The organism is Sphingomonas sp. 37zxx, assembly GCF_000786205.1.
GTDB lineage: Bacteria > Pseudomonadota > Alphaproteobacteria > Sphingomonadales > Sphingomonadaceae > Sphingomonas.
This window is the reverse complement of sequence record NZ_JROH01000016.1, coordinates 64,156-72,623: the sequence shown is the minus strand read 5'-3', so window position 1 is coordinate 72,623 and position 8,468 is coordinate 64,156. Positions and strand designations below refer to the sequence as shown.

At 62.3% G+C, this 8,468-nt stretch carries 6 protein-coding genes; 2 read left to right on the top strand and 4 right to left on the bottom strand.

What is annotated here, in order from left to right; translation table 11 throughout:
• Positions 1-883, bottom strand: an 883-nt coding sequence (locus tag QU44_RS09100) for a tyrosine-type recombinase/integrase (RefSeq protein ID WP_156141052.1), incomplete at its 3' end; no start/stop codon positions are given.
• Between the two features lie 373 nt (positions 884-1,256).
• Complete coding sequence (locus QU44_RS18665; protein ID WP_231621685.1) at positions 1,257-1,640, bottom strand: hypothetical protein; 384 nt, start codon at positions 1,638-1,640, stop codon at positions 1,257-1,259.
• 105 nt (positions 1,641-1,745) lie between these two features.
• Here QU44_RS18665 and QU44_RS17770 point away from each other — a divergent pair, with 105 nt between their 5' ends.
• A complete protein-coding gene (locus tag QU44_RS17770; RefSeq protein WP_231621684.1) occupies positions 1,746-3,308 on the top strand; it encodes a methyl-accepting chemotaxis protein in 1,563 nt (520 codons plus the stop codon).
• A gap of 120 nt (positions 3,309-3,428) precedes the next feature.
• Positions 3,429-4,016 (top strand): TylF/MycF/NovP-related O-methyltransferase, encoded by a 588-nt coding sequence (locus QU44_RS17175; protein WP_231621683.1) that lies wholly within the window; start codon positions 3,429-3,431, stop codon positions 4,014-4,016.
• Between the two features lie 93 nt (positions 4,017-4,109).
• On the opposite strand, the gene QU44_RS09085 is transcribed toward QU44_RS17175, so the two are convergent.
• Positions 4,110-5,540 (bottom strand): purple acid phosphatase family protein, encoded by a 1,431-nt coding sequence (locus QU44_RS09085; protein ID WP_231621682.1) that lies wholly within the window; start codon positions 5,538-5,540, stop codon positions 4,110-4,112.
• Positions 5,540-8,359: a TonB-dependent receptor gene (locus QU44_RS09080; protein WP_052134524.1), complete on the bottom strand. Its 2,820-nt coding sequence runs from the start codon at positions 8,357-8,359 to the stop codon at positions 5,540-5,542. Before QU44_RS09080 ends, QU44_RS09085 begins: the two co-directional genes overlap by 1 nt.
• Positions 8,360-8,468: the final 109 nt, after the last annotated feature.

Here is an 8,468-nt window from a genome sequence, read left to right as displayed (position 1 = left end):
CGCACAAGGCGGGGCCCACCGGACGGATACGGCTCGTTAACGGTATCACGTGTTCCTGGTCATTCTTCGCCCGATCGGCAGGCAAGGTCCATCGGCGCGCAGTCAGGTCAATTTCGGACCAGTCCATCTCGGCAACTTCCTGGCGCCGTTGCATGGTCAGGATCAGCATCCGGACAAAGGGCCCCCACGGCCATCCAGAATTCTCGGTCGCCCTCCACAAGGCGACGATCTCCTCGTCACTCAGCACCCGGCGGCGCGACGGGACGGCCTTTGGCGCTTTCATCCCGGCCAACGGCGAGACATCAATATCCTGCCGGTCGGTCGCCCAGTTGAAGAACTTGCGCAGGAGCGAGTGGATCTCCTTGCGCCGTGCCGGGCGATCGGAATACTCGTCCAGCACCTTCACGATGTCGGCGCGGGTGATCTCATGGACGGGTCGGTTGCCCCAGCGGGGAATAAATACGTTGTTGATCGTGCAATTCGCCGAGCCCCATGTCCCCCGCCAGTTCGGCTTGAGATACAGCTCAACGAACCTCTCGCTGTAGGTCCGAAAGTTCAGCGTCTCCTTTTTCCGCTTCGCTTCACGTTTGGCTTCGACCGGATCGATCCCCTGATAGACCTGGACCAGCAGCCGCTCGGCTTCCTTGCGCGCCGTGGCAGGCGTCCAGGGACTGCCGACAGGCCCAATTGTCTTGCGGCGCGCAGGACCGCCGTCGACCCGATACTGGAACACAAAGGACTGCGCTCCCCTTGGCGTGATGCGAAGTCCGAATCCCTTTAGCCGGTGGTCCCACACGTAAATGTCGCGGTGCGGGTCCGGTGTGACTGACTGAATTGTTCGCAGTGTGATTGACTGATTCGGCATGATCTGGCGCTCGTCCACGTAATCGCCACGTAATCAGATGTCGGGATTACGATGGCGTAGCGAAGGGTAATCCACGGCAGGTTTATTCCAACCGTTTCAAGCCCTTGAGCGTAGTTTGGCGTAGTATTGGAAAGGAACGAAAAGGGCACAAAGCTCCGCTCTTAATCAGCGGGTCCTTGGTTCGAGCCCAAGTGCGTCCACCATTTTTCCCGGAATACCTCCCCCGAAGCGGGACATATTGGGCCAGGCACCGCCTGGTATCGTTCGCCTGTCAGGCCGGTAACGACGTGCTGCTGCGGCAAGCGCAATCCTTCTCAAAACCTCGACGACAACGAAATAAGAATCCGATCGGCGTAAAAACGCTGTGCAACATTCTATAATGTAACCAGCATTATCGAACCTGCTCAGTCACCGGTTTCCGTGGATCATTCTCTAATGCCGATACAGGCTGATGTTGCTCCGCGATGCCCCGAGCGCTGCTTCGCTTCCGTGCCAGAAGAGTCTCGACCGGTAACTCTGGCGTACCAGAACGGTGCTGCTTTTCTCGGCCAGTCGATCGATCGGTTATTTTCATGATACATCGGTCATCGGGATTAGGTATTGTCATGCAAAGCGGCTTGATCGCTGCGGCGGCAATACTGATGGTTGCGCCGCCGGCTGAAGGCGAGATGCTGTTGGTGCCACTTGCGCCGACAACGCCTGCAAGCACCCTGAAATGGCTGTTGCCAACCGGCGCGAAGCTGGTGGCTCCTGGCCCCTTTTCGGGCTCTTTCATCGTCTCCACGCCGCGAACGGCGCTATTTGCTCCGGCCCTGTCTCACGGGACATTGCTGTTGAGATCCCGCGGCTTGGGCTGCAGTTCGAACATCAGGACAACGTCATGAATACAGATCTCGGCCTCGGCACGTTCCGCGATGTCGGGATGCGGCTTGTCGTCAGCCTGATTGCGACTTTGGCGCTGAGCGGTGGCCTTATGCTGTTGCTTCTGCCCAGCTCGGGGAAATGGCCCGCCGTCGTCATCGGGCTGTTGCTAACGCTGTACCCCCTCGCCATCGCCGCGCAACACCGTACCGATGCCGCCGCGCGCATGGCGGTGAGCATCACGGTCGTCACCATGCCTGCCCTGCTGCTGTTCATCGCAGAAGGCCAAGCCTGGCAAACCGATCTGCACATGCTGTTCTTCGCGCTGTTGGCCGCCGCATCGATCCTGTGCGATTGGAAGGCGCTGGCGGCGGCTACCGGGGTGGTGGCGGTTCACCATCTCGGGCTGGGCATGCTGGTGCCCGAATGGCTGTTCATGGGTGAGGGATCGTTCCTCCGCATCGCTTTTCATGCCGTCGTCCTGCTGGTCGAGGCGGCGACCCTGATCTGGGTGGCGCAGCGGCTGGTCGAGTTGGTCGATGCCAACGCCCAGCAGACGGTCGAGCGCGAACGCGCGGCCGAGGCCCTGTCCGCCGAACGCGCCGAACAGGCACAAATCGCCGCGCAAGTGACGACATCGCTTGGCCACAGCCTGACCACGCTGGCCGCCGGTGACCTCACCAACGAGATTCAGGCCGATTTCCCGGATGACTATGCGCTGCTCAAGCGTGACTTCAACGCCGCCGTCACCTCGCTGCGCGGTGCGATCGTCGTCGTCAGCGACAGCGCCGACAGCATCCGCACCGGATCGGCTGAAATCGCCCAGGCGTCCGAGGATCTTGCCCGCCGCACCCAAAGCAACGCCGCCAGCCTGGAGCAGACCAGCGCTGCACTGGCACAGGTCGAAAGCGGCCTGAAGCTGACGGCCAACACCGCACAAGACACCGTGGCGCGGGCGGGCCAGGCGATGGCAACGGTCGACAGCGGTAGAACCACCGCCGAGGTTGCGAAACAGGCGATGAGCCGGGTCGGCGAAAGCGCCAAGGGGATCGACGACGTCATTGCCGGCCTGGACAAGATCGCCTTTCAAACCCGCGTGCTGGCAATGAACGCCGCCGTTGAGGCCGGACGCGCCGGTGATGCCGGGCGCGGCTTCGCCGTCGTCGCCGATCTGGTCAGCGCGCTTGCGATGCGGGCCGAGGAAGAGGCCAAGACCGCGCGGGATCAGCTTGGCGTCACCCAAAGCGAGATCCTGGTCGCGGTCGAAGCGGTGGGCAATGTCGATACCGCATTCACCGCCATTTCCAGCGATGTCGCCGAGGTCAACAAGCTGCTGGCCGGTATGGCATCGGACAATCGCCGGCAATCGAGCGCCATCACCGAAATCACCACCGCAGTTTCGTCGATGGACAGCGCGACCCAGCAAAATGCCGCGATGGTCGAGCAGACGTCGGCTGCCGCGCGCAACCTGTCGCACGAGGTCGCCAACCTCGCCAGCGCCGCCGCGCAATTCACCGTCGGCAATCGCACCGCGCGAAAAATGGCGGTACGAAAGCCTGCAATGGTCAGGAGTTTCGCATGATGCAGCTGCGGCAGGCGATCACCCGAAAAGGAACCGCATGATGGCGAACTATCAGCCGACGACCCAGATCGACGCTTATGAGGCCGAGAACAGCTTTTACCTCACACCCCCCCCCCCCGCATGGCCAAGCTGCTGGCGCATTATGAGCTTTACCGCAAAATCACCCACCTCCCCGGTGCGGTGATCGAACTGGGGGTGTATAAAGGCGCGTCGTTCATGCGGTTCGCTGGCTTTCGCGACGTGCTGGAGAATAGCTACAGCCGGCCACTTATAGGCTTTGATGCGTTTGGCAGTTTTCCGCGTGACGGCGTTGCTGGTGCTTCGGACCAGCAATTCATCGATCATTTTGAAACTGCCGGCGGCCAGGGCATCGCACGCGGCGATCTGGAGCGGCTGATTGCGGCCAAGGGGTTTGAAAATACCGAGCTGGTCGAAGGCAATATCTTCACGACGGTGCCCGAATATCTGGCGAAACATCCCGCCCTAAAGATCGCGCTGCTGCACCTCGATCTCGACGTCTATGAACCCACGGCGTTCGCGCTCGATCAGCTATTGCCCAGCATGGTTCGCGGCGGGCTGGTGTTGTTCGACGATTATGGCTTGGTCGCCGGCGCGACGCGCGCCGCCGATGCAGCATGTGACCGATTGGGCGTGACGATGGCAAAGCTGTCGCATTACCAAATCCCGGCATATTTCACCGCGCCTTAAGCCAGGGAGCGATGACCAGATGCTGCGGTGCGGCTTGCCGGGATGGGCAGGTCGGCGACCACCCATCCCGACCGACATGCCGCGCGATTTGCGTTAGTCCTTAACCGCTGCCCGGCAGGGCGCGCCATCGGGGCTGGTGGCCCCGGCACAGCGACGCTCGGCGATGGTTCCCGGCAGCGTCGTCAGCCGGTTACGGCCATCAGCCCCACGCGCCAGCGTAAAGCCGTCATACAGCCGGCCGGTGGCGGTAAAGGCGCGCAGCGTCAGCTTGTCGGCCTCGACATCGATCCGCTGCCACAATTCGGTATCCTCTGCCGCACGGTCGGGCTGGGTGCCCGATCGATCATTCAGGCCATACATCTTGGCCCCGGTGACCGACACCAGATACACCGGCCCCTGCGGATCGCCCGCCGCATGGCGCTTGGCGGCAACCGCTTTGCCTTCCTCGGCGGTGAGGCGACCATAGCAATGGTCATGCCCCTGCAGAACCAGATCGATCCGATGCTTTTCGAACACCGGACGCCATGCCGCTTTCAGCTCGGCGGTGTCCTGTGGCCGCGCACAGGTGTAGATCGGCTGATGAAACAGCGCGACGGTCCAGCGATTGGGGTTGTCTTTCAGCAGTCCGTCCAGCCACGCGGTCTGTGCGGCGCGCGTGCCGAGGTCGATCGCCGAGGTGCCGTCGAGGATGATGAAGCGCACCCCCTGATAATCGACCGAGTACGTGGTGTCCTTCACCCCCGGTGCGCCGTTTTGCGGTAGGGCGAACGCCAGCGGCCAATGCGGCCCCAGGCGGCGCTTCTCGCTGCCGTCGGGCTGGATGTCGTCGACATATTCATGGTTGCCGGTCGCCGGCAATTGGGGAACGCTGGCAAAGATATGGCCGCCCGTCGCGGCCCATTCGCCCCATTCATCGTCATGCGCCTTATCGTCGCGCTGCGACACCAGGTCGCCCGCATGGATCGCCAGCGCAGGCGACGGCGTCGCGCGAAAGGCGTGACGGATCACACGGCTGGCGACCGCCAGAATCTCGTTCTGCGTGTCGCCGAAATACAGGAAGGTATATGGGCGGAATTCAGCGGCGGCAGTGCGAAAGGCGTGCCACTCGCTCCAGCCATCGACACCCTGAACGCGATAGACATAGGCGGTATCGGGTTCGAGGCTCTCCAGCCGCGCATGATGATAATGCGCTTCGCCATTTTCGGTGCGGATCAGCCGCGTCGTGCCAGTCAGCGGCCGCGCGAAGAACGAAAGCTGCGGCCCGTCAATGTCCTTGGCGATCTCCAGCGCGGCGGTCGCCTGGCGCGTGTCGGTGCGCCATGCCACGCCAGCGCTGCGCGCTGGATCGGCACCGCTGGTCAGCACGACCCGATCGGGCAGCCCCTTTGCCGCGAAGGGCCGACCGGGAAGCGGCTGCATTCCCGATCGTACTTCAGGCACCGCAACCGTTGCAGCCTGTTGGGCTTGGCTGGCAGAACCCGCCATCACCATCACAGCCACCGCTGCCGTCATAAGCATCCGCATCAGAAATTCGCCCTCACGCCCAACTTGCCGGTCCAGCTATACTCTTCATACTGCAACAGCCGCCGCGCCGCCGGACCGCGCTGATACGCCAGATACGGCTCGTCGAACGCATTGACCAGTTCGGCAAACATTTGGACCCGCGGCGTGATGCGATACTTCGCGGTCACGTCGAACTGAAAGAAATTGTCGACGATCCGGTCTTCCTCGGGTGCATCACCAACTTCGTCGAGGTAGCTTGATCGATAGGCACCGGCGAAGCGCAGGCTGATCGGCCCCTTTTCATACCCCAACACCGCGTTGAACGTGTGCTTCGACGCCGCCGGCAGGTCGATTTCGCGCCCGGCCAAAAGCTCGCCCTCGGCAATCCGCCCTTTCGCATCGGTGAGCGTGTAGTTGAAATTCACCAACAACCCGTCGAGCGGCGACGGAAGGAACGTCAGCGCCTGTTGATAGGAGAATTCCAGCCCCTTCACCTTGGCACTTTCGCCGTTGAACGGGATCGCCGCTTCATCGACCATCAGCCCCTGAAAGGTCACGTCGTCGAGCTCGGCGGTGACGATGAAATTGTCGATCGATTTGTAGAACGCACCCAACTGGATCACCGCGTCGCGCGCGAAATAATATTCGACCGTCGCGTCGAAATTCCAGGCGCGATAGGGCTGGAGATCGGGGTTGCCGAACTCGCCCGAGCGCTCGCCGTCCTGGTTTTCCTCGATGATGAAGCGCGGGGCCACCTGCCCTACGCCTGGCCGAACCAGGCTGCGGAAAGCCGCCGCGCGCAGCACCAGATCGGTGGCCGGCTCATAGCGGATGTTCAGGCTGGGCAGCCAATCGGTATAGTCGCGCTTGAACGATACCGGCGTCACCAGCAGCGTCTCGTCATCATCGGTCTCGGTCAGCGTCAGCGTCTGGCCGAAAAACTCGTTGCGGGTGCGCTCGACCCGGACACCGCCAACGACGCGAAGCCGCGTGCCGGTCAAACGACCCAGCAGATACCCCGCCAGCACGTCCTCGGAAGCCGAGAAATCCTCGGCGGTCGATGCGAAATCGCTCGCCACCGCGTTCCGCTCGAAGCCGGTAAAACCGCGATTCGACGACAGAAATTTGCGAAACTCGTCAGCACCCGGAACCGGATCGATCCGCGCGAGCCCATAGCTTTGCGGCCCGACGAAATCGGCCAGCGACAGATCGCCGTCATAACCGTCATACAAGTCGATCGCGAAGTTCAGCCGCTTGTCACGGAAACGCGCCTTTATCCCCGACTGAACATCGAACGTGCCCATGCCCAACGCGAACGTCCGCGTGGCATCGAACCGAAGGGAATATTCCTCGTCCTTGGCCCGTTCGCGCGCCGTCACTTCGAGCTGGTCGAACTCATAGCTGGCGGGATCGCGGAAGGCGGCATCGCCGGCAGTGATCGTGTATTTCGGCAATCGGAGGTCCGAATAGTCGAACGTCACACCCAGGTCACCGGCGTCTTCAAACTTGCGCGAGAAGGTGATCGGATCGCTCGAATTATCCTCGACCTGGGTCGCCTGCGAATAGGCCGCGTCATAGGTGAGGCGCCACGGTCCGGTCTCGGTCCTGCCGCCAAGCGACACCGTCTTGATCGTCTGGATTTCGGTGCGATCCTTCAAATCGCGGATCACTTCGATCTCGCCATCGTCCGACAGGAAGGTGGCGCTGGTGTCGGTGCCGCTCGATGGTTCGGCATCGAGTGCGAAAATCAGGCGGCGGCGGAACTCTTCATCGCTAAACCGGCTGTAAAGCCCGCGAACATAGACTTCGGTGGTCGAACCGATCCTGGCGTCGAACGAGAGGTTCGCGCCGATACGCTCGCGCGTCACGTCATAGTCGCGATAGTCGATCTCGTCGGCAAAGACGACGCCATCGTCGGTGACACCCCAGCCATTGGCTTCGACATTGTCGCTGCCAAAGATGCGATTATAATAGCTGACACCGCCAGCAACGCCGAAATCGCTGCCGATCGGGATCGAGAAATCGACGCCCGCCTTCGGGCTGACGACATCGACCAGATCGTTATACGACCCTTCAAGGCTCACGCCGAAATAGGGTGTCTTACGATCGAACGCGCTGGTGGTCTTGATCTCGATCGATCCGCCCAGCGTATCGGCATCCATATCGGGCGTCAGCGATTTCTTGACCTCGATCGATTCGACCAGCTCGGACGGGATCACATCAAGCGCGGCGGCACGTTCGTCGCCGCCGGTGGCGAGCACGCGATTGCCGTTGATCGAGGTCGCGTTCAGATTGGGATCGAGGCCGCGCACCGATACGAAGCGGCCCTCGCCCTGGTCGTTCAGTACGTTGATACCCGGTGCCCGGCGGAGCGCCTCGGCGACGTTCTGGTCTGGGAACTGGCCGATCGCATCGCGCGTCAGCACCGTTTGCACCCCCTCAGCCGCGCGCTGGCGGGCAACCGAGCTCGACAAGGTCGCGCGCTGGCCGACGACCAGGATTTCGCCCTCGCCGGCAAGCCCCAGCCGGAAATCGGCGACCACATCGCCGCTGGCGGGCACCGCGATGCTGCGCTCGACCGATGGTGCCCCGGTATAACGCGCCACCAGCGTATAGTCGCCAGCGGGCACATCGGTGAAGCGATAGCCGCCCTCGCGATCGGTGTTGGTGGTGCGGCCCAGCTCGACCAGCTCGATCTCGGTCGCGCGCAGGCCGCGCGTTTCGGTCGAATCGGTCACCGTCCCGGTCACGGTTTGCGCCTGGACGATTGCAGGCAATGCCACGCTGCAAAGCAGGCAGGTTGCAACGGTGCGCGTCAGCGCGGCGGTGTAATGCGGCATGTAGTCCCCCTGATGCGTGCGACCATTTGGCCTGCGACGACGCGCTCCTCCTGACGCCGATCCGTTACGCCTGCGTGTTGATTTGGTTACAGTCCGAAGACAGTCCCGA

Bases quoted from the DNA above. Each gene is read 5' to 3' on its own strand.
- QU44_RS18665 (WP_231621685.1), bottom strand. From the start codon at position 1,640: ATGAAAGAGCCCGAAAAGGGGCCAGGAGCCACCAGCTTCGCGCCGGTT.
- QU44_RS17770 (WP_231621684.1), top strand. From the start codon at position 1,746: ATGAATACAGATCTCGGCCTCGGCACGTTCCGCGATGTCGGGATGCGG.
- QU44_RS17175 (WP_231621683.1), top strand. From the start codon at position 3,429: ATGGCCAAGCTGCTGGCGCATTATGAGCTTTACCGCAAAATCACCCAC.
- QU44_RS09085 (WP_231621682.1), bottom strand. From the start codon at position 5,540: ATGCGGATGCTTATGACGGCAGCGGTGGCTGTGATGGTGATGGCGGGT.
- QU44_RS09080 (WP_052134524.1), bottom strand. From the start codon at position 8,359: ATGCCGCATTACACCGCCGCGCTGACGCGCACCGTTGCAACCTGCCTG.